This is a genomic window from Lelliottia sp. 489, assembly GCF_050435885.1.
Taxonomy (GTDB): Bacteria; Pseudomonadota; Gammaproteobacteria; order Enterobacterales; family Enterobacteriaceae; genus Enterobacter; species Enterobacter nimipressuralis.
The window spans coordinates 42,822-62,349 of record NZ_JBNDLC010000006.1 but is presented as its reverse complement, the minus strand read 5'-3'; the positions used below and the strand labels follow the sequence as shown (position 1 = coordinate 62,349).

The following is a 19,528-nucleotide window of genomic DNA, read 5'->3' as shown; positions in this document are numbered from 1 at the left end:
GTCTTTACAGGCAACTCACCGAAATAGTGCGGGATGTTTTTTAAATAAAGTTGAAATAAAATCCAGTCGGACCTTCATTAATGTCAACAAAGCCTCAACTAACCCCAAAGTAACGTTCTTTTATTAGGAAAAAATTAAGAGAGGAATAATAAAAAAAGGATTACAAGCGAAGGGATCACATAAAATAACTTCAATAACATAACGTTACATGACAGGCCATTGAGGATTAATTATGTGACCCTGCTCACGCCATGTTAAAGATATATTTCAGTACGCGACGAACAGAAATAGTAAACGAATGCTTAACCAAAGCGAAAAAGGGCGTTTTCTTTAATTAAAAGGATAAATTCTGGGGAACTTTTCTTTGCAGCGCATTGTCGCTTCTATTTAATATTAACGGCCAAAACTGCGCGTGTTTGAAATCCCCCTTCTCTCTGAACTGCTACGCTTTATGGTCTGAACTTTTATCATCATAAGGAACAGACCATGAAAATCGATCTGACGGGGAAAGTCGCGCTGGTCACCGCTTCAACGGGCGGGATTGGGCTTGCCATCGCTCGCGGACTGGCGGAAAGCGGTGCCGAAGTGATCATTAACGGGCGCAGCGCGGAATCGGTCAATAACGGTATTCAGCAGCTTCAGCAGGCGGTGCCTGGCGTGCAGGTGCGGGCGACAATCGCCGATCTCAGCACATCTGAAGGCGTGGAATCGGTGCTGAAGGTGGCGTCGAACGTCGATATCCTGGTGAACAACGCCGGGGTTTACGGGCCGGAAGATTTTTACACCACCGATGATGACACCTGGAATCGCTACTGGCAGACCAACGTGATGTCCGGCGTGCGTCTGTCGCGCGCCCTGCTGCCGGGCATGGTACAAAAAGGCTGGGGTCGGGTGGTGTTTATCTCATCCGAATCGGCCTGCAACATTCCTGCGGATATGATCCACTACGGCGTGACGAAGACCGCGCAGCTGTCGCTGGCGCGCGGCCTGGCGAAATTCGTGGCGGGTAGCGGCGTGACGGTGAACAGCGTCCTGCCGGGGCCGACGATGTCGGATGGGTTTGCGGCGATGATGAAAGATGAAATGGAGAAAACCGGCAAACCGCTTGAGCAGCTGGCGAAAGAGTTTGTCATGGCCAATCGCCCAACGTCGGTGATTCAGCGCGCATCGACTGTGGAAGAGGTCGCCAATATGGTGGTTTATGTCTGTTCCACTCAGGCGTCCGCCACCTCTGGCGCTGCACTGCGCGTGGATGGCGGCGTCGTGGACGATATTATTTAGGCATCACTGCCCGTCACCCGGCGGGCGGTAATAAAGTGCGTCTGCCAGTAGCGGTTCGCCAGCGTTGAGACCGTCACCCCCTCGCTGGTTGAGGCATGGATAAATTGCTGATCGCCGATATACACACCGACGTGACGGCGGTGCGGCCCCGTCTGGAAGAAAATCAGATCCCCGGCTTTAAGGCGGTATTCCGCCACCTGCACGCCACGGTTGATCTGTTCGCCTGTGGTACGCGGCAGCGAGAGGTCAGCGGCATCGCTAAACAGATGTTGCATCAGGGCCGAGCAGTCAACGCCGTGATGCGTAGACCCACCCCAGAGGTAGCGCGTCCCTTTCCATTTTTGGTATTGCGTCAACATACGGCCACGCAGCGGGTCAGTATCCTGACGCTCAAGCGACGTTTTTGCCGGCGAAAACGACAGCTCATGTTGTTGCGATAACATCGAGGCAGGCAGTTCAAAACTCATTGCGGAAAACGAAGCAACACTTAACAGCAGGGTTGAAATTAGCAGTCTAAACATCATAAAGGTTCTAAGAAGTGAGTGAATTCTTCCTTACGCGTGAGGGGGCAATATTCCCTCGAATCAGCTTTCGAGGTGGCGATAATATAGGCAGCTCACTTTTCATCCAATCACAGCGAGGTCCAAAAACGGACTTTGCCGCCGGGTCGCAACTTTGTGAAAAAAAAGTACGTGATTGCGGGACTGTGAAGGTAAAGCAGGTAAACTAATGTGCAGAATGTGTATTTCAGCAAAGACCTATTTATGACCAATATGATTGCCGATGAGGCAGTGGCAAAATCCAGCGTGCTTTCCGTTTTCGACTTTGACGGAACGCTAACGCATCACGACAGCTTTATCCCCTTTCTGCGCTTTGCCTTTGGTAAACGCTACTTTGCCGGGCGTCTGGTGCGTATGGCGCTGCCCACCATCAACTGCGTACGCCGCAAACTGACGCGCGACGAGCTGAAAGAGGTGCTGGTGAGGACGTTCCTGACGGGCGTGGACGAGCACTGGCTGCGCCAGCAGGCCGAGCTGTTTTGCGAGAAATACTGGAGCAAGCTGATGCGCCCGGCAGGCGTGATGGCCGTGGCGGCGGAGGTCAATTCCGGCGCGGAAGTGACGATCTGTTCAGCCTCTCCGGCGCTGGTATTGCAGCCGTGGGCCGATAAGCTCGGCATTAAACTGATTGGTACGCAGCTGGAAGTGGTGGACGGGAAACTGACCGGCCGCATCACCGGCCATAACTGTCGCTGTGCGCAGAAAGTGGCGCGGCTGGAGCGGGTTTACGGCAATCTGAACGATTACCACCTGCGCGCCTGGGGCGATACGCGTGGCGATCATGAACTGCTGGCCGCAGCGCAGGACCCGCACTGGCGGCATTTCCATCCGCCAAGAGCGCGACGTCATTCGCCTATTAAATAAATGCAAAACGGCAACCCAGGGTTGCCGTTTTAGTTTTTGTCCCCTCTCACTGGGGAGAGAGCCGGGATAAGGGCGTCAGGCCGCTCGTTTCCCGGGGAACACCACGCTCGCGATAATCCCTAACGCCAGCACGCCCAACACCACAAACAGGCTCATGTTCGCGGTGATGTTATAGCCGTGATGCCAGAAGTGGTCGGTCGCATTTAGCCCCAGCTTGAACGCCACGAAGAACAGCAGCAGTACCACCGATTTCTCCAGATGGACCAGATACTGCTTCATCGCTTCCAGCACGAAATAGAGCGTACGCAGGCCGAGGATCGCAAACATCATGGCGCTGTAAATAATCAGCGGTTCACGGCTGACGGCGATAATCGCGGGCACGGAGTCGAAGGCAAACATCACGTCCGACAGCTCCACCACCGCCACACACAGCAGCAGCGGCGTGGCGTAGCGCTTCGCTTTCTTCACGCGGCCCACCATCACATCCTGGTTTTCGGGTTTTTCCAGCTCGGCGTCCACCTCTTTCTGGGTCAGCAGAAACGCGTTGCTGCTGATCTTCGGCCAGACCGGATAAAAGCGTTTCACCAGCCGATAGGCCAGATGGTGAGAATAGTCCTCAACCTCGTCGCTCTCTTCGTTACGACGGAGCATCATCAGCGCGGTCCAGCCTACCACCAGCGCAAAAATCACTTCGACGTACGGCCCAAGGCTCAACAGGCTAGTACCGATCGCCACGAAAATCCCCCGGAAGACAATCGCCCCGAGCACGCCCCAGTAGAGCACGCGGTGACGGTATTTATCCGGTACACCGAACCAGGCGAAAATCGCCATCATCACGAACAGGTTATCGACGGACAGCACCTCTTCCAGCGCATAACCCGTGAGGAACAGGCTCGCCATTTCGGCGCCGTGGTGAACGTACAGGAACCCGGCAAACGCCATTGCTAACATGAGCCAGAAAATGGACCACATTACGGCGCTTTTCAGCGAGACCGGTTTGTCGTGGCGATGCATGAAGAGATCGATAAACATCGCCCCCACCGCCATCACTACGAATACAACAACGGTTTCCGTCGGGAAACCGAGATGAGCAGATGTCATTACACAACCCTTTTTAAGAACAAAACACACACCATGCAGAATTCAAAAAACAGACAAAATGAAAAGTGGGCCGTTGCCAGCCCTGAAGAAGTTTATCACCGTCAGGCTGCGACGGGATAAATGAGAGTTTACGCCTCTTCCACTGGCGTGATTTTATGCGGCTGCTCCAGCACCATCGTTTGAGTCTGGCTCAGACTAATGCCCGCCGCACGCAGCATTTTGAGGATCTCATACAGCAAATCGCTGCGCGTGGAACTGACCATACGCGGGCTGTTTACATACCCCGTCACGCTGAGCACAATCCCGTTCGGCCCCAGCTCCTTGAAACTGACCGACGGCGCAGGCGCTTCCAGAATCGACTCATGCAGGGTATAGGCATCCAGCAGCAAATTGCGCACCTGCTCCGGATCGATATCCAGCGGGAAGGTCAGCGTGATAGTCGCGACGCCCTGCGCATTGCCCATGGTAGCGTTACGCACGTTCTGGGAAATCAGCTGCGAGTTCGGCACGATCACCGTTGATTTATCGCCGAGCTGAATCTCTGTCGCACGAACGTTGATGCGGCGAATATCCCCTTCGACGCCGCTGATACTCACCAGATCCCCCACTTTCACCGGGCGTTCCGTCAGCAGAATCAGGCCGGAGATAAAGTTCTTAACAATCTCCTGCAGGCCAAAACCGATACCGACCGACAGGGCGCTGACGATCCACGCCAGACGGTTCCACTCAATGCCGAGCATCGAGAGGGTGAGCATAATGAGGAGCACGTAGCCGACGTTGGTAAAGAGCGTCACCAGCGAGGCGCGAAGCCCTCTGTCCATCGTGGTTTTCGGCAGGAAATCGTGATCCAGCCAGCGGCGCGAGGAGCGCAGGATATACCACCCGACCACCAGGCACACCACGGCATTCACCGCGTGCGCCGGGATAATATTCATACTCTCGAGGCCCTTACCGCCCCAGATATCCGCGATTTTGCTGACTAATTCGAGCGGCGTGGTGGTGCCAAAGGTACCGTTCAGCAGCGCCACGACGGCCATCAGCAGCAGCGTGGTTTTACCCAGCGCAGAAAACAGCGTGGAGGCCAGCGACAGATGGCGCTCATTGAGGCTGAGGGTGCTTTGTAAAATCTTGCCGCTGTGGGTCGTGGGCGAGAACACCGCCTCGCACAAATCCACCACGAAATGAATCAACAGGTACAGGCAGCTGACCACCAGGCCAATCCACAGCAGTTCGAAGGTAACAAATCGCGCCAACGGGATGTAGCCGATCAGCAGGGCAATCAGAATGACAAACGCCGTCAGGCTGATCACCAGGTGGATCAGCCCCGCCATCGTCGAGCGCGCCTCGGTTTGCTCGCCTTCGGCGCGCATTTTACGGCGCATACGATTAACGCGGATGGGGGCGATCAGGCAGTTGAGCGCCACCAGCAGCGCTGACAAGCCGTTGCCGAACAGCGTTGCATCAATGCTCGATCCGACCAGCCCGTTGAGCTGCTCGATAATGCCGAAGATAAAGATAAACGCCGCCAGCAGGATCGGGAACGAGGCGAGCGTTTTCGCCAGCGAGTCGGCGATGCCCGGCAGACGCCACGACGGATGGCTGTTCGACAGCAGCGCGATACCCAGCCCGGCAATCACCGCCGAGAAATAGGTCAGCTCAACCAGCTGATCGGCAAAATCCAGCACCAGACGGGACGTGTCTGGCAAACGTGTGAAGATATAGCACAGCAGCTGCATGCTGATGCCGAGCGTCACCGTGGTGCTCAGCGTCGTGAAACAGGCCAGGAAGCTGCGGCGAAAACGTCCCTGCGGCAGCCAGCGCGGCAAGATCCAGTTCATCGGTTTGTCCAGCGCCTTGCGCCCGAACAGGCCGATGATCAGCGCTAACAGCAGATAGAAGCCGGAACCGATATACCAGTCTTCGCTCCAGGCCTGATCCCAGGCATCGCCGATCTGCGAGCCGAATTCGTCAAACCGCAGCGTGTCTTTTTCGTTAGGGGAAATCAAAGGCGACCAGAATTTCTCACCCAGAATGCTGCCAGTATTCAGGGCGATCTGCGTTTTCAGTGCATCACGGCGCAGCCCGTAGATTTGGCTGGAGAGATTCTGGGCGTTAACGGCGATGGCTTTGATCTGTTCAATCTGGGTCGTTAGCAGCGTTTTACTGTTATTGAGCTGCTTACGCTGGCCAACCACCTGCGCCGTTTCGGTAACGGTGCCCGGAGCGGGCGCTGGGCCGAGTACGTCGAGCTGCGCCTGAATCTGCGTCAGCTGCGGCGCAAGGATAACCGCCAGTTTGTTCGCGTCTTCGGCAAGCTTAAGGGCATCGTCATTCAGGGCGGTGAATTTTTTGTCGGTTTTAACCGCAGAGACCTGCTGCTTGAGGGTATCCAGGCGCTTTTGCAGCGCAGGCAGCGCCGTGCTGACGTTGACCTTTACAGGCTGCTCCGCCTCGGTTTGCGTTGGCGCGTCGTCTGCATGAGAGAAAAAGGGCGTCAGTATCAGACACGACAACAATGCCAGTAGCAGCGGCATTCTTAACATTTTTTGCATAGTGTGGTGAGATCCGCGAAATCGAAAAATGAACGACCAACAACAGATCCCTAAGGATACCTGCTAATTGCAGGAAGAGTAGCGGGAAAGTCCGTATTCTCACGATATCAGCCCGAATGGCTTCGGGCTTTTTCAGTGCCGCTTATTCCGCCAGTGCCTGCGCACAGGCCCAGGCGCTCGCCCAGGCCCACTGGAAGTTATATCCGCCCAGCCAGCCCGTCACATCCATCACTTCACCAATAAAATAGAGCCCAGGGACGTTACGGGCCTCCATCGTACGGGACGAGAGTTCATCCGTGTCCACGCCGCCAAGCGTCACTTCCGCCGTGCGATAGCCTTCGGTGCCGTTTGGCTGAACGCGCCAGTGGGTCAGCGTCTCGACCAGCGCCTGCTGATCGCGCACGTTGAGCTGCTTGAGGGTGACGTCCGGGATCTGCCCCAGCAGTTGCAGGCACTCAATCAGACGCTTCGGCAGCTGCATCGCCAGCGTGTTTTTCAGGCTTTGATTCGGATGCGCGGCGCGTTGTTCATCGAGGAAAGCGGCCAGATCGCAGTCCGGGACTAAATTCACCGTCACAAATTCCCCCGGCTGCCAGTAGCTGGAGATTTGCAGCACGGCCGGGCCTGACAGGCCGCGGTGCGTGAACAGCAGGTTTTCGCGGAAAAGGGTGCCGTCTTCGGCGGTAATGGTCGATGCCACCGACACGCCGGAAAGGGTCTGAAGCTGCTCCAGCAGCGGTTTGTGCAGGGTGAACGGCACCAGACCGGCGCGGGTCGGCAGAACTTTCAGGCCAAACTGTTCGGCGATTTTATAGCCGAACGGCGTTGCGCCCAGCCCCGGCATCGACAGACCACCGCTCGCGATCACTAGTTTGTCCGCGCTGACCGTGTCACCGTTCAGTTCAAGCGTGTAGCCGCTGTCATCACGCGAGACGCTCAGCACCTCGGTACGCAGGCGTGTGGTCACACCGCCCTTCTCGCATTCGGCCACCAGCATATCGACAATCTGCTGCGCGGAGTCATCGCAGAACAGCTGACCGAGCGTCTTTTCGTGCCACGCAATGCCGTGTTTACCGACCAGATCGATAAAGTCCCATTGGGTATAGCGCGCCAGAGCAGATTTGCAAAAATGACGGTTTTGACTCAAATACGCGGCGGGTTCGACATATAAATTAGTAAAGTTACAGCGACCCCCGCCAGACATCAGGATCTTGCGGCCGGGTTTCTTGCCATTATCCAGCAACAGCACACGACGACCCGCCTGTCCGGCCATGGCCGCACAGAACATTCCCGCCGCACCGGCGCCAATAATTACGGCATCAAACCTTTCCACGTCGAAATCCTCTTGTTTAACAGGCTCGAATTGTAAAGTTTCCTATGTGGTCGCACCAGCGCAAAAAACCGATATGTCAGTCATTTAATTGAAATATAAAATATATTTCTTTACCAGACGCAAACAAAGCAGAAGGTATATCAAAAAAAAGCTATATTTCACTTTGCCCGTTGCGCATTTGTCCTGGATAATGCGCCGCGTTCATGTCCTCCAAAATGGCGTAACGTCCTATGCTACATTTGTTTGCTGGTCTGGATTTACATACCGGGCTTTTACTATTGCTTGCTCTGGCATTTGTACTGTTTTACGAAGCTATCAATGGCTTCCACGACACTGCGAACGCAGTCGCAACGGTTATCTACACTCGCGCAATGCGATCGCAAGTAGCGGTTGTTATGGCGGCTGTATTTAACTTCTTTGGTGTTCTCCTCGGAGGTCTCAGCGTAGCCTATGCCATTGTGCACATGCTACCAACGGACCTGTTACTGAACGTGAGTTCAGGCCATGGTCTCGCCATGGTGTTTTCAATGCTGCTTGCCGCCATTATCTGGAACCTCGGTACCTGGTATTTCGGCCTGCCTGCATCCAGTTCTCATACGCTGATTGGCGCGATTATCGGTATCGGTTTAACCAATGCCCTCATGACCGGTACGTCTGTGGTTGATGCGCTGAACATTCCTAAAGTTGTCGGGATCTTCGGTTCCCTGATTATCTCCCCTATTGTGGGTCTGGTCGTGGCAGGTGGATTGATTTTCATCCTGCGTCGTTACTGGAGCGGTACCAAAAAACGCGCCCGTATTCACCTGACACCCGCAGAGCGTGAAAAGAAAGATGGCAAGAAGAAGCCACCGTTCTGGACCCGTATTGCACTGATTATTTCCGCTATCGGCGTCGCCTTCTCTCACGGCGCAAACGACGGTCAGAAAGGCATTGGCCTGGTCATGCTGGTTCTGATTGGCGTGGCTCCGGCAGGTTTCGTGGTTAACATGAATGCCACCGGATACGAAATCACCCGTACTCGTGACGCCGTCAACAACGTCGAAGTTTACTTCCAGCAGCACCCTGATCTGCTGAAGAAAGCGACCGGCGTTGATCAGCTGATTCCTTCTCCAGAGCCAGGCGCTGCAACCGCACCGGGCGAGTTCCACTGCCACCCGGCCAACGCGATTAACGCGCTGGAACGTGCGAAAGGGATGCTGGGCGATATCGAAAGCTATGACAAACTGACCGTAGAACAACGTGGTCAGATGCGTCGCATTATGCTGTGCATCTCTGATGTGACCGATAAAGTGGCGAAGCTGCCGGAAGTGAACGCTGATGACCAGCGTCTGCTGAAGAAACTGAAAAGCGATATGCTCAATACCATTGAGTACGCGCCTATCTGGATCATCATGGCGGTCGCGCTGGCACTGGGTATCGGCACCATGATTGGCTGGCGTCGTGTGGCGACCACCATCGGCGAGAAGATTGGTAAGAAAGGCATGACGTATGCGCAGGGTATGTCCGCGCAGATGACAGCGGCTGTTTCTATCGGTCTGGCGAGCTACACCGGTATGCCGGTTTCAACGACCCACGTTCTGTCTTCTTCGGTTGCCGGTACGATGATTGTTGATGGCGGCGGTTTGCAGCGTAAAACCGTGACCAACATCCTGATGGCCTGGGTCTTCACCCTCCCGGCGTCCATTCTGCTTTCAGGCGGTCTGTACTGGATCTCGCTGAAACTGATTTAATGCAGGATAAGCAATGAAAAAGCGGGTCAGGAAACTGACCCGCTTTTTTTTGGCTTAATGCCAGATGACCAGCGCCACCATACTCACCACCACCAGCCCGCAAAGGGCGCTGGTTAAAATGAACTGACGACGCAAGCGCTCACAGCGACGGATAAATTCGTCGTCATGATGATCGCGATAGCGCTGGGCGTAGATATACCACACCAGACGCATCTGTTTGCTGGGCTGTCCATGCGACGTGAAGAAGCCTCCACCATCCACATACTGATAAAGCAACGGATCGCAACCACGAAGTACCACTAACAGCGCGCGTAACGATGAGAAATAACGCGCCATATTCACTATGCAAACCACACATAACGCCCAAAACAATGCGACGGTGCTAATCATACTTCCTCCCCGGCGCCCGCCCACGAAGCAAGGCCTCTGGACAACCGCACCCCAATGCCCTGACAGACAGATCAGTGAAAGAATGACGAAAGTCGATCGGGTTCACGTTTTAATATCCGAACGGCTCATTAAATAGTGTAGGAGATCCGTTAATTTTTTTGCCACAAGGTTAATCGTTATCAACACCAAAGCTTGAAAAATTTGTTGAACTGGGCCGTAATGAAGACATAAAGGCGACGGCTTACCTGATAGTCATCGATAACTTAAGGAAGGAGTAACACTATGGCTTACAAACACATTCTCATCGCGGTAGACCTCTCCCCGGAGAGCAAAGTGCTGGTTGATAAAGCGGTATCCATGGCACGCCCATACAACGCGAAAGTTTCTTTGATTCACGTTGATGTGAATTACTCCGATCTCTACACCGGTCTTATCGACGTCAATCTTGGCGATATGCAAAAACGCATCTCCGAAGAGACTCACCACGCGCTGTCTGAGCTCTCCACCAACGCAGGCTATCCGATCACCGAAACCCTCAGCGGCAGCGGCGATCTGGGTCAGGTGCTGGTCGATGCGATTAAGAAATACGATATGGACCTGGTCGTATGCGGCCATCACCAGGATTTCTGGAGCAAACTGATGTCCTCCGCGCGCCAGCTGATCAACACCGTCCACGTGGATATGCTGATTGTTCCGCTGCGAGATGAAGAAGACGAGTAAGTTTGACATTGCCGGGCGGCGCTAGCGTTTGCCCGGCCGATGATCAGATGTGTAGCCCGGTGAGCGTAAACGTCACCGGGCTTTGTTATTCTGGCGTGCCCGAATAAATATCAAACCGATGCCCCTTCGTGACCACCGCGTTGGTGGTTGCCACATCCGCCAGCGGCGGTGCGTAGTCCGGGCGCTTCACCACCACCCGTTTGGTCGCCAGCAGGCGTGCGGGTTCAAGCAATCCATCCGCATCCAGATCCGGTCCCACCAGCGACTGAAACACGCGCATCTCTTTCTTTACCAGCGCACTCTTCTGCTTATGCGGGAACATCGGATCGAGATAGACCACCTGCGGGCGCGGCGTGATATCTGTAAGCGCCGTCAGGCTGGAGGCGTGGATCAGCTGCAGGCGCTCCTGCAACCATGGGCCTATCTCCGGGTCGGCATAGCCACGCGCCAGTCCATCGTCAAGGAGTGCAGCGACCACCGGGTTTCGCTCAAGCATCCGCACACGGCAGCCAATAGACGCCAGCACAAAGGCATCGCGCCCCAGCCCTGCCGTCGCGTCCACCACATCCGGCAGATAGCTGCCCTTCACGCCGACCGCCTTCGCCACCGCTTCACCGCGACCGCCGCCAAACTTGCGGCGATGCGCCATCGCACCGCCAACAAAATCGACAAAGATCCCGCCAAGCTTTGGCTCATCGCATTTGCGCAGTTCCAGATGTTCCGGCGTCATCACCAGCGCCATCAGATTATCGGCATCGTGTTCAAGCCCCCAGCGGGCGGTCAGAACAGATAAGGCGCCGTCTCCGGCGCCTGTTTCATCTATTAAACAAATTTTCACGAACGCGATTAGCCTTTGATTCCGTAATGTTCCAGCATCGCATCGAGCTGCGGCTCGCGGCCACGGAAGCGTTTGAACAGCTCCATCGGCTCTTCGGAACCGCCGCGCGTCAGGATGTTATCCAGGAACGACTGACCGGTATCGCGGTTGAAAATCCCCTCTTCTTCGAAGCGAGAGAACGCATCGGCTGCCAGAACGTCGGCCCACAGGTAGCTGTAGTAACCCGCCGCATAACCGCCCGCGAAGATATGGCTGAAGGCATGCGGGAAACGGCCCCACGATGGACCCGGAATGAGCGCCACCTGCTTCTTGATTTCGCCGAGGGTTTCGAGGATTTTCGCGCCCTGCTCCGGGCTGAACTCGGCGTGCAGACGGAAATCGAACAGACCGAACTCTAGCTGACGCAGGATAAACATCGCTGCCTGGTAGTTTTTCGCCGCCAGCATTTTATCCAGCAACGCTTTCGGCAGCGGTTCGCCGGTTTCGTAGTGACCGGAGATAAACGCCAGTGCGTCCGGCTCCCAGCACCAGTTTTCCATGAACTGGCTCGGCAGCTCGACGGCATCCCACGGCACACCGCTGATGCCAGAAACGCCCGCTGCTTCGATACGGGTCAGCATATGGTGCAGGCCGTGACCGAATTCATGGAACAGAGTGATCACTTCGTCATGCGTGAACAGCGCCGGTTTACCGTTTACCGGACGGTTGAAGTTACAGGTCAGGTAGGCGACCGGTTTTTGCAGCGAGCCGTCCGCTTTACGCATCTGGCCGACGCAGTCGTCCATCCACGCGCCGCCACGTTTGTTTTCTCGCGCATACAGATCCAGATAGAAACTACCGCGCAGCTCGTTTTTCTCATCGTACAGCTCGAAGAACCGCACTTCCGGGTGCCACACTTCCACGTCGTGACGCTCTTTTGCGGTAATGCCGTAAATGCGTTTCACCACTTCGAACAGGCCGTTCACGGCTTTGCTTTCCGGGAAGTACGGGCGCAGCTGCTCGTCGCTGATGCTGTAGAGGTGCTGTTTCTGTTTTTCGCTGTAGTAGGCGATATCCCACGGCTGCAGCTCATCAACGCCGCACTCCGCTTTAGCGAATGCGCGCAGCTGGGCCAGCTCTTTTTCACCCTGTGGACGCGCGCGTTTTGCCAGATCGGTTAAGAAATCAAGTACCTGCTGTGGGTTTTCCGCCATTTTGGTGGCGAGGGATTTTTCGGCGTAGCTGTCGAAGCCCAGCAGTTGCGCCAGCTCGTGGCGCAGGGCGAGGATTTCGGCCATTACCGGGCTGTTATCCCATTTACCGGCGTTCGGCCCCTGGTCAGAGGCGCGGGTGCTGTACGCGCGGTAGAGCTCTTCACGCAGCGCCTGGTTATCGCAGTACGTCATCACCGGCAGATAGCTCGGGATATCCAGCGTCAGCAGATAGCCTTCCTGCTCTTTCGCTTCGGCCTGCGCTTTGGCGGCGGCCAGCGCGCTTTCCGGCATACCTGCCAGCTCGGCTTCATCGGTGATCAGTTTTGACCAGCCCATGGTGGCGTCGAGTACGTTGTTGCTGTACTGGTTGCCTAGCTCAGACAGACGCGCAGCGATTTCGCCGTAGCGCTGCTGTTTCTCTTTTGGCAGGCCAATGCCTGACAGCTCAAAATCACGCAGCGCGTTATCGACCGCTTTCTTCTGGGCAGTATCCAGTTTTGCGTAGTTTTCGCCGTCGCGCAGATCGCGATAGGCGTTATACAACCCTTCGTGCTGGCCGACCCAGGTGCTGTACTCAGAGAGCAGCGGCAGGGTTTGTTCATAGGCTTCGCGCAGTTCCGGGCTGTTTTTCACCGAATTAAGATGGCTCACCGGCGAGAAAATGCGACCCAGTACGTCATCCACTTCCGCCAGGCGCTGGCACAGGTTATCCCAGGTGTACGGCGCGCCCTGCGCGACCACTCGCTCTACCGCCTCGCGACAATTATCCAGCGACTGAGTTACAGCCGGGACAACGTGTTCAGGGAGGATTTTAGAAAAGGGCGGCAACGAAAAAGGCGTGAGTAATGGATTGGTCATAAGCGCTGTCCTGTTGAATGAGGTGAATGAAGCGCGCATCCGGCGCTGGGCATATTGTTTCTGTAATGGGGATAAGTGTAGTGAATTTCAATGCCAGGCGCTGCACTTACCGGGCCTACGGGTAATCTGCAGCGTTCTGCTGTAAACTGTGGCAAATCGTTTATTACCTGGAACACCTTTACCCATGCTCAGTTATCGCCACAGCTTCCACGCGGGCAACCACGCCGATGTCCTCAAGCACACTGTTCAGAGTCTGATTATTGAATCTCTGAAAGAGAAAGATAAGCCGTTTCTCTATCTGGACACCCACGCGGGCGCGGGCCGCTACCAGCTCAGCAGCCAGCACGCGGAGCGCACCGGGGAATATCTGGAAGGTATCGCCCGCATCTGGCAGCAGGACGATCTTCCGGCTGAGCTGGAGCCGTACATCAGCGTGGTGAACCATTTCAACCGCAGCGGCCAGCTGCGCTACTACCCTGGCTCGCCGCTGATTGCGCGCCAGCTGCTGCGCGAGCAGGACAGCCTCCAGCTGACTGAGCTGCACCCGAGCGATTTCCCGCTGCTGCGTTCCGAGTTCCAGAAGGATGACCGCGCACGCGTGGAAAAAGCCGACGGCTACCAGCAGCTGAAATCCAAACTGCCGCCGGTCTCCCGTCGCGGTTTGGTGCTCATCGACCCGCCGTATGAAATTAAAACCGACTATCAGGCCGTTGTGACCGGCATCAACGAAGGCTACAAACGCTTCGCGACCGGCACCTATGCCCTGTGGTATCCGGTGGTCCTGCGCGCACAAATCAAACGTATGATCAAAGAGCTGGAAGCGACCGGTATCCGCAAAATCATGCAGATCGAACTGGCGGTGCGTCCGGACAGCGATCAGCGCGGCATGACCGCGTCCGGGATGATCGTGATCAACCCGCCGTGGAAGCTCGAAGCGCAAATGAACAACGTGCTGCCGTGGCTGCACAAAACGCTGGTGCCGAGTGGTCATGGCCACGCGACCGTCAGCTGGATCGTGCCTGAGTAATCGCAGCCATCGGTGGAACCTATTGATTTCAGGTATACAATCGCGGCAATCAGAAATTAAGGATATGACCCATGAGCAAGCATTATGACTACATCGCCATTGGCGGCGGCAGTGGCGGTATCGCCTCTATTAACCGTGCAGCCATGTACGGCCAAAAATGTGCGCTGATTGAAGCCAAAGAGCTGGGCGGCACCTGCGTGAACGTCGGTTGTGTACCGAAAAAAGTGATGTGGCACGCCGCGCAAATCCGCGAGGCCATCCATATGTACGGCCCGGATTACGGTTTCGACACCACCCTCAATCATTTCGACTGGGACAAGCTGATTGCCAGCCGTACCGCCTACATTGACCGCATCCATACTTCGTATGACAACGTGCTGGGCAAAAACAATGTCGATGTGATCCGTGGCTTTGCGCGTTTCGTCGATGCAAAAACGATCGAAGTGAACGGCGAGACGATCACTGCCGATCATATCCTGATCGCCACCGGCGGCCGTCCGAGCCACCCGGACATTCCGGGCGTGGAATACGGTATCGACTCCGACGGTTTCTTCGAACTGCCTGCGCTGCCAAAACGCGTGGCAGTTGTGGGTGCGGGTTACATCGCCGTTGAACTGGCAGGCGTGATTAACGGCCTGGGCGCCGAAGCGCACCTGTTCGTGCGTAAACACGCGCCGCTGCGCAGCTTTGATCCGCTGATCGTAGAGACGCTGGTTGAAGTGATGAACGCCGAAGGGCCAAAACTGCACACCAACGCCGTGCCAAAAGCGGTGGTGAAAAACGCCGACGGCAGCCTGACGCTGGAGCTGGAAGATGGCCGCAGCCAGACCGTCGACTGCCTGATCTGGGCGATTGGCCGTGAACCGGCGAATGACAATTTCAACCTGGCCGTGACCGGCGTGAAAACCAACGACAAAGGCTACATCGTTGTCGATAAGTTCCAGAACACCAGTGTTCCAGGAATTTATGCGGTCGGTGATAACACCGGTGCGGTCGAGCTGACGCCGGTTGCCGTCGCCGCTGGCCGTCGCCTGTCCGAGCGTCTGTTCAACAACAAGCCGGACGAGCATCTGGATTACAGCAATATCCCGACCGTGGTCTTCAGCCACCCGCCAATCGGCACCGTCGGTTTAACCGAGCCGCAGGCGCGCGAGCTGCACGGCGACGACCAGGTGAAAGTGTATAAATCGTCCTTTACGGCGATGTACACCGCAGTCACCTCTCACCGCCAGCCGTGCCGCATGAAACTGGTGTGCGTCGGCCCGGAAGAGAAAATCGTCGGGATCCACGGCATCGGCTTCGGCATGGATGAAATCCTGCAGGGCTTCGCGGTGGCGCTGAAAATGGGTGCTACCAAGAAAGACTTCGACAATACCGTAGCGATCCACCCGACCGCGGCGGAAGAGTTTGTCACCATGCGTTAATCCCCAATGCCCCTCTCCCGAGGGGCATTTTGTTTGATCATTCATAAATCGTTGCAAAACGAATGCTCTGAATTTCTCTGGCGCCTCTCGCGATTATCAGTGCGATTAAAAACCGAAAAATCAAACAGATATCCCTGATTTACTCAAACCAGGCGATAAAGCAAAACGTGATCCACCGCACACTTCGTCCTTCACACACCGAAGCGAGTGTCTAAGCTTAGAAGATGCCCGGGAAACACCCGTATGTGTGACGACGCAAACCGGAGGTCCTAACCACCATGTTCAACCAGAAATTACACGCTGCAGATATCGTCGAGTTCGAGATTGCGGAAGAGATTCGCTACGAAACCGATCCCTGCGAGTTGAAACTGGATGAGATGATCGAGGCGGAACCGGAACCCGAAATGATCGAAGGGCTGCCCGCGTCTGACGCGCTCACGCCTGCCGATCGCTATCTAGAACTCTTTGAACACGTTCAGTCGACGCGTCTGTTTGCTGATAGCAAAACCTTCCCCGACTGCGCGCCAAAAATGGATCCGCTCGATATCCTTATTCGCTACCGTAAGGTGCGACGCCACCGGGATTTCGACCTGAAGCGCTTTGTCGAAAACCACTTCTGGATGCCCGAGTCGCTGACCACTGAGTATGTCTCCGACCCGAGTCTTTCGCTGAAAGAGCACATTGATAATCTGTGGCCCGTGTTGACGCGCGAGCCGCAGGACCATATTCCGTGGTCGTCCCTGCTGGCGCTGCCACAGGCGTACATCGTCCCCGGCGGGCGTTTTAGCGAGACCTACTATTGGGACTCCTATTTCACCATGCTCGGGCTGGCGGAGAGCGGGCGCAACGACCTGCTCAAGTGTATGGCCGACAACTTTGCGTGGATGATTGAACGTTACGGCCATATTCCTAACGGGAATCGCACCTATTATCTCAGCCGCTCGCAGCCGCCGGTCTTTGCCCTGATGGTTGAGCTGTTCGAAGAGGACGGCGTGCGCGGGGCGAAACGTTATCTGGACCACCTGCTGATGGAGTATGCCTTCTGGATGGATGGCTCGGAATCGCTGGTGCTGAATCAGGCCTATCGCCACGTGGTGCGCATGCCGGACGGCTCGCTGCTCAACCGCTACTGGGACGACCGCGACACGCCGCGTGACGAGTCCTGGATAGAAGACGTGGAAACGGCCAAACATTCGGGGCGACCACCAAACGAAGTCTATCGGGATCTGCGCGCAGGCGCGGCGTCGGGCTGGGACTACTCCTCCCGCTGGCTGCGCGATGCAGGGCGTCTCGCCAGCATTCGCACCACACAGTTTATCCCTATCGATCTGAATGCGTTCCTGTTCAAGCTGGAAAGCGCTATCGCCAACATCTCCGCCGCAAAAGGCGACAAAGAGACCGAAACCGCCTTCCGCCAGAAAGCGAATGACCGCCGCGCCGCCGTGAACCGCTTCCTGTGGGACGACGAAAACGGCTGTTATCGCGATTACGACTGGCGTCGGGAAGAGATGGGGCTGTTCTCTGCCGCCAGCATTGTGCCGTTGTACGTTGGGATGTCTACCCACGAACAGGCCGACCGGCTGGCCGATACGGTGAAAGCGCGCCTGCTGACGCCGGGCGGGATACTCGCCACTGAACACGAAACGGGCGAGCAGTGGGATAAACCGAACGGCTGGGCGCCGCTACAGTGGATGGCGATTCAGGGATTTAAGCAGTACGGCAATGATTCGCTTGGCGATGAGATCGCCTGGAGCTGGCTGCAAACGGTGAATCATTTCTATAAAACGCACCACAAGCTGATCGAGAAATATCACATCGCCAGCAGCACCCCGCGCGAAGGTGGCGGGGGCGAATATCCGTTGCAGGATGGTTTTGGCTGGACCAACGGCGTGGTGAGACGGTTGATTGGGTTGTACGGCGAACCGTGATTTCCCCTCCCCCTTTCGGGAGAGGGCCGCAGGAGCCGGTTTACCGAATCACATCATAAATGGCGGTCTGAATAGACTGCCATTTTTTGCTGCTGGCATCCGGCTGCGCCTGAGCACGTCGCTTAGCCTGGTCGGCTTCATATTTCTGACGCTGCACGACTGCGGGCACCGTACAGAACGCCTGAAGATATTGCTTGCGCATAGAGGTCATCGCCTCCCCGTTCGACATCGCATGGCTAAGCGTGGCAATAAACCGACGGCACGGTTTCTGCTCTACCATTTGCAGGCGATAGCGCAGCAATACCTCAAGCACATCATCGTACCCGGCGGACATCGCCTGCTCGGTCCAGGCCAGCTTCCAGTCCATCCCGCCCTGCAGGAACAGCAGCGCCGCACGCGTGTCGTTGCGATCGATGGCCGAGCGGAAATTGTTCTCATCCCAGGTCACGCCCATACGGGTCAATTTTTCCCGTGAGGACGGGGCTTCGCGCATCTCTTTCGCCACCTGCTGCGGCTCGGGGCTGACATTCGCCGCCGCCGACGAAGGTGTGCCGCTGGTCACCAGCCACACTCCGCCTGCAATAATCGCGAGCACCATCACCCCCACAGCGCCCCACAGCGCGCTAGAGATCAGCTGATCGCGCTGTTCAGGCGTGCGCGGCGTGCGTTGCGTCGGTTTTTCAATGCTGTCGCGAATTTCAAACAGATCGCCGCCGGTCTGCCGATCCATTTTCTGCGCATTTTCCCAGAAGCTGTGCAGTTCGCTGGCATCGACCGCCATCAGCCCTGTCGGGTTGATGCGCGTGCGCCCCTCTTCAAACGCCCGCTGAATCGGCCCCGCTATCTGGGCATAGTAATTATCGAGCAGCAGAAGTTGCGCCGAGCTGAGCGCCTGCTGCACGGTCAGCATATTGCGGATCTGGCGGATATCATCGAGGAAAGTCTGCAGGGTTTTACGCGGCTCAACGAGCAACGTCAGATTCGTGCGGTCATTAAACAGCGACGAGTAGTAGCGGCTAAATTCTTTCTTATCCACCAGCATCTGCGCCATTTCGCTGAACAGCATACCGCTCAGCACATCGTTGCGTTCGCTGTTCTTCAGCCAGCGCCGGACCCGGTCGGCATTGAAGAGGGTTTTCAGATGGTTATTGAGCCGCACCGGATCGGGCCACGCCTGCATAATCAAGGATTTAATCATCAGCTCAAGAGCGCGCACCTGCTTATGCGCCTGCAATTGCAGGGATTCATTGCCTGGCGCCAGGTCGGTGTTGTAGCCCAGCAGCGGCTGCTGCAACCGCAGATGCTCCAGCGCCGTGACGAAACGCATGGCGGCAATTAGCTGGTTCTGGCTGACGTCCTGGCCGCTTTCATATTGCGGAACGCGCTGCTGCAAAAGGCGTAACTGGAGCGTGAATTCCGACATTTCGGCGTCATTCAGATTCAGCCGTTTTGCTACCGGTCCCCATCCGCCCAGACCCAGGCGGGCATTATCGAGCTGTTCCAGGAACCAGCGTGGATCTTTCCCTTCAGAGACGTGAACATCCAGCAGCAGCAAGATCTCCACGGAGGCGTGGCGAATAATGCCAATACACTGTTCAAATTGTTCACGGATGTGGTGTGAAGTACCCGATGTCATCATTTTCCTTAACGTACTACAAAGCAGAATAAGCTGGCCTTAAAGGCAATTTTTTCTTTTATTTATGTGCTGTTAAACCATAACTGAGATTAT

15 protein-coding genes are annotated in these 19,528 nt (G+C 56.0%); 7 read left to right on the top strand and 8 right to left on the bottom strand.

Translation table 11 applies throughout. From position 1 onward, the window contains the following. Positions 1-486 precede the first annotated feature (486 nt). Complete coding sequence (locus tag ABIE11_RS17350) at positions 487-1,281, top strand: SDR family NAD(P)-dependent oxidoreductase (protein ID WP_129034750.1); 795 nt, start codon at positions 487-489, stop codon at positions 1,279-1,281. On the opposite strand, the gene ABIE11_RS17345 is transcribed toward ABIE11_RS17350, so the two are convergent. After that, complete coding sequence (locus ABIE11_RS17345; RefSeq protein ID WP_429184967.1) at positions 1,278-1,805, bottom strand: C40 family peptidase; 528 nt, start codon at positions 1,803-1,805, stop codon at positions 1,278-1,280. The genes ABIE11_RS17350 and ABIE11_RS17345 overlap by 4 nt on opposite strands. A gap of 240 nt (positions 1,806-2,045) precedes the next feature. Here ABIE11_RS17345 and ABIE11_RS17340 point away from each other — a divergent pair, with 240 nt between their 5' ends. Beyond that, positions 2,046-2,705, top strand: a complete 660-nt coding sequence (locus ABIE11_RS17340) for an HAD family hydrolase (RefSeq protein ID WP_100780795.1) — start codon at positions 2,046-2,048, stop codon at positions 2,703-2,705. A gap of 75 nt (positions 2,706-2,780) precedes the next feature. Here ABIE11_RS17340 and ABIE11_RS17335 read toward each other — a convergent pair whose 3' ends face one another. The 3 genes from ABIE11_RS17335 to ABIE11_RS17325 form a co-directional block, all read right to left on the bottom strand. Further along, a complete protein-coding gene (locus tag ABIE11_RS17335; protein ID WP_100778514.1) occupies positions 2,781-3,806 on the bottom strand; it encodes a TerC/Alx family metal homeostasis membrane protein in 1,026 nt (341 codons plus the stop codon). A gap of 128 nt (positions 3,807-3,934) precedes the next feature. After that, positions 3,935-6,358, bottom strand: a complete 2,424-nt coding sequence (locus tag ABIE11_RS17330) for a DUF3772 domain-containing protein (RefSeq protein ID WP_429184966.1) — start codon at positions 6,356-6,358, stop codon at positions 3,935-3,937. 142 nt (positions 6,359-6,500) lie between these two features. Next, the gene (locus tag ABIE11_RS17325) at positions 6,501-7,691 is read right to left on the bottom strand and encodes an NAD(P)/FAD-dependent oxidoreductase (RefSeq protein WP_107702669.1); all 1,191 of its coding nucleotides are present in this window, start codon (positions 7,689-7,691) and stop codon (positions 6,501-6,503) included. A gap of 230 nt (positions 7,692-7,921) precedes the next feature. On the opposite strand from ABIE11_RS17325, the gene pitA reads away from it, so the two are divergent. After that, positions 7,922-9,421: an inorganic phosphate transporter PitA gene (pitA, locus tag ABIE11_RS17320; protein ID WP_100778511.1), complete on the top strand. Its 1,500-nt coding sequence runs from the start codon at positions 7,922-7,924 to the stop codon at positions 9,419-9,421. 54 nt (positions 9,422-9,475) lie between these two features. On the opposite strand, the gene uspB is transcribed toward pitA, so the two are convergent. Further along, positions 9,476-9,811, bottom strand: a complete 336-nt coding sequence (uspB, locus tag ABIE11_RS17315) for a universal stress protein UspB (RefSeq protein WP_095283811.1) — start codon at positions 9,809-9,811, stop codon at positions 9,476-9,478. 282 nt (positions 9,812-10,093) lie between these two features. Here uspB and uspA point away from each other — a divergent pair, with 282 nt between their 5' ends. Then, positions 10,094-10,531, top strand: a complete 438-nt coding sequence (uspA, locus tag ABIE11_RS17310) for a universal stress protein UspA (RefSeq protein WP_003861223.1) — start codon at positions 10,094-10,096, stop codon at positions 10,529-10,531. 85 nt (positions 10,532-10,616) lie between these two features. On the opposite strand, the gene rsmJ is transcribed toward uspA, so the two are convergent. Continuing rightward, the gene (gene rsmJ, locus ABIE11_RS17305; protein ID WP_429184964.1) at positions 10,617-11,369 is read right to left on the bottom strand and encodes a 16S rRNA (guanine(1516)-N(2))-methyltransferase RsmJ; all 753 of its coding nucleotides are present in this window, start codon (positions 11,367-11,369) and stop codon (positions 10,617-10,619) included. 8 nt (positions 11,370-11,377) lie between these two features. Continuing rightward, a complete protein-coding gene (gene prlC / locus ABIE11_RS17300) occupies positions 11,378-13,420 on the bottom strand; it encodes an oligopeptidase A (protein ID WP_100778509.1) in 2,043 nt (680 codons plus the stop codon). A 184-nt stretch (positions 13,421-13,604) separates the two neighbouring features. Here prlC and ABIE11_RS17295 point away from each other — a divergent pair, with 184 nt between their 5' ends. The 3 genes from ABIE11_RS17295 to ABIE11_RS17285 all read left to right on the top strand — a co-directional run bounded on the left by ABIE11_RS17295 (position 13,605) and on the right by ABIE11_RS17285 (position 17,799). Further along, a complete protein-coding gene (locus ABIE11_RS17295; protein ID WP_100778508.1) occupies positions 13,605-14,447 on the top strand; it encodes a 23S rRNA (adenine(2030)-N(6))-methyltransferase RlmJ in 843 nt (280 codons plus the stop codon). Positions 14,448-14,518: 71 nt separating this feature from the next. Further along, entirely contained in the window at positions 14,519-15,871 is a 1,353-nt protein-coding gene (gorA, locus tag ABIE11_RS17290; RefSeq protein WP_129034747.1) for a glutathione-disulfide reductase, read from the top strand. A gap of 278 nt (positions 15,872-16,149) precedes the next feature. Then, positions 16,150-17,799, top strand: a complete 1,650-nt coding sequence (locus ABIE11_RS17285; protein WP_314523848.1) for an alpha,alpha-trehalase — start codon at positions 16,150-16,152, stop codon at positions 17,797-17,799. Between the two features lie 40 nt (positions 17,800-17,839). Here ABIE11_RS17285 and ABIE11_RS17280 read toward each other — a convergent pair whose 3' ends face one another. Next, a complete protein-coding gene (locus ABIE11_RS17280) occupies positions 17,840-19,435 on the bottom strand; it encodes an STY4199 family HEPN domain-containing protein (RefSeq protein WP_100778505.1) in 1,596 nt (531 codons plus the stop codon). Positions 19,436-19,528 lie beyond the last annotated feature (93 nt).

What these genes read in the sequence shown, in the direction of transcription:
- ABIE11_RS17330 (WP_429184966.1), bottom strand. Translation starts at nt 6,358, where the DNA reads ATGCAAAAAATGTTAAGAATGCCGCTGCTACTGGCATTGTTGTCGTGT.
- gorA (WP_129034747.1), top strand. Translation starts at nt 14,519, where the DNA reads ATGAGCAAGCATTATGACTACATCGCCATTGGCGGCGGCAGTGGCGGT.
- pitA (WP_100778511.1), top strand. Translation starts at nt 7,922, where the DNA reads ATGCTACATTTGTTTGCTGGTCTGGATTTACATACCGGGCTTTTACTA.
- ABIE11_RS17285 (WP_314523848.1), top strand. Translation starts at nt 16,150, where the DNA reads ATGTTCAACCAGAAATTACACGCTGCAGATATCGTCGAGTTCGAGATT.
- uspB (WP_095283811.1), bottom strand. Translation starts at nt 9,811, where the DNA reads ATGATTAGCACCGTCGCATTGTTTTGGGCGTTATGTGTGGTTTGCATA.
- ABIE11_RS17295 (WP_100778508.1), top strand. Translation starts at nt 13,605, where the DNA reads ATGCTCAGTTATCGCCACAGCTTCCACGCGGGCAACCACGCCGATGTC.
- ABIE11_RS17280 (WP_100778505.1), bottom strand. Translation starts at nt 19,435, where the DNA reads ATGACATCGGGTACTTCACACCACATCCGTGAACAATTTGAACAGTGT.
- ABIE11_RS17335 (WP_100778514.1), bottom strand. Translation starts at nt 3,806, where the DNA reads ATGACATCTGCTCATCTCGGTTTCCCGACGGAAACCGTTGTTGTATTC.
- prlC (WP_100778509.1), bottom strand. Translation starts at nt 13,420, where the DNA reads ATGACCAATCCATTACTCACGCCTTTTTCGTTGCCGCCCTTTTCTAAA.
- ABIE11_RS17350 (WP_129034750.1), top strand. Translation starts at nt 487, where the DNA reads ATGAAAATCGATCTGACGGGGAAAGTCGCGCTGGTCACCGCTTCAACG.
- ABIE11_RS17345 (WP_429184967.1), bottom strand. Translation starts at nt 1,805, where the DNA reads ATGATGTTTAGACTGCTAATTTCAACCCTGCTGTTAAGTGTTGCTTCG.
- uspA (WP_003861223.1), top strand. Translation starts at nt 10,094, where the DNA reads ATGGCTTACAAACACATTCTCATCGCGGTAGACCTCTCCCCGGAGAGC.
- ABIE11_RS17340 (WP_100780795.1), top strand. Translation starts at nt 2,046, where the DNA reads ATGACCAATATGATTGCCGATGAGGCAGTGGCAAAATCCAGCGTGCTT.